Here is a 1444-nt window from a genome sequence, read left to right on the forward strand (position 1 = left end):
TGTTACGTAACCGATTGCAGAATGAAGTCTTAGCGAATTGTATTCTTCAATCCATTTACCAACTTCTTCTCTAATTTGTTCGAGTGAATACATTGGTATTTCACGGATTAACTCAGTCTTAATGGTTCCATGAAATCTTTCTAGTTTCCCGTTGGACTGAGGATGATTTACAGAAGTCCGAACATTATGGATAGAAAATTCTTTCAAAATTTGTTTGAATTCCTTAGTCAAGAATTGAGATCCATTGTCAGTTATAAGACGAACCGCTAAAAACTTGTCGCCTCCAAGCCATTTGTCGCATGCATCCCATAAAACTAACTGTGTATCAAGTGACTCCATTCGGGTACTGATTGACCAAGCAAGGACTGCACGTGAAAAACCGTCTAACACTGATATCAAATAAACAAAACTCCCTTTAAAATTGATATATGATATGTCCATATGCCAGTGTTCATGAATAGCTTTAGGTTGATCAAAACCTGTTTTCTTTGAATCTCCCAAGGGCTTTTGCCATCTGCGGTTTAAACCACAGTCCACAAGAATGCGATATACACTAGAAGGAGACATATATGCTATGTTTTCATCAATCATCATCCATGCCAAAAGAACATATCCTTTGAATGGATGATTTCGTTTGTAATCTTCAACTGCCTTTCGTTCCTCTGGTGTTATCCAATGCGATTTTGGAATTACTTTCTTTGGTGATTTGTTTTTACATTTTCTCCACACAGTTAACTTGCCTGGATTTACATCTATTTTACTACACAGGTATTTGATGGGGAGACCTGACGCCTCTTTCAGCCGATCTAAGGTATTTACAATCTCATGCTTTAATGCAGTCGAGACATGTAATCCTGTCAGAGCTCCCCAGCTTCTTTTTTTAGGTCGATGATCTCCCCTGTGAGTTCGGCTATGATTCTGTTTTTCCTCTCCAGTTCCTTTTCATACTTTTCTATCAGTTTCTTGTTTTCATTGGATTCTTTTTGATTCGACCCAGCCAATGCTTCGCGTCCTGCTTCCAATACTATTTTTAACCAATTTTGCATCATGGTTGGATGAATCCGATATTCATCACAGGTGTCTACCAACTTTGATTTTAATAGGTGTTTTCGGATGATGCCTATCTTGTCATCCGCTTTGAACGTACGTCTTTCTCTTACTTGTTTTTCCATCTCTAATCTCCATTTTCGGCTCGGAGTATTAGCTTAATTTAGGTCAGTAAAATTGCGTTTTCATCTGAACTGGAATAGTATCTATCAATCGTGAAATCTAAATTAAATTTTAGATTTTTTTCAATCACATCTGATTGGAACAATAACTGGATGTCTCGACAAAGTTTATATACATTTGTTTCAGTAGGAATAATTTCTAATTTATGATTTTCTAACTTGGAAACATCCAATATATCATTGATGATTGTCAAAAGTGAAAGAACAGACTTTTT

3 protein-coding genes are annotated in these 1444 nt (G+C 36.4%); all 3 read right to left on the bottom strand.

Annotated elements, in window-relative coordinates; genetic code table 11:
* Window positions 1-729, bottom strand: a 729-nt coding sequence (locus DI076_RS20425; RefSeq protein ID WP_245918613.1) for a DDE-type integrase/transposase/recombinase, incomplete at its 3' end; no start/stop codon positions are given.
* Between the two features lie 128 nt (window positions 730-857).
* Window positions 858-1172: a hypothetical protein gene (locus DI076_RS20010; protein ID WP_002975869.1), complete on the bottom strand. Its 315-nt coding sequence runs from the start codon at window positions 1170-1172 to the stop codon at window positions 858-860.
* Window positions 1173-1210: 38 nt separating this feature from the next.
* Window positions 1211-1444: ATP-binding protein (locus tag DI076_RS20015; protein WP_245918614.1), on the bottom strand; the 234-nt coding region annotated here is incomplete at its 5' end.

It is taken from the genome of Leptospira ellinghausenii (assembly GCF_003114815.1).
Taxonomy (GTDB): Bacteria; Spirochaetota; Leptospiria; order Leptospirales; family Leptospiraceae; genus Leptospira_A; species Leptospira_A ellinghausenii.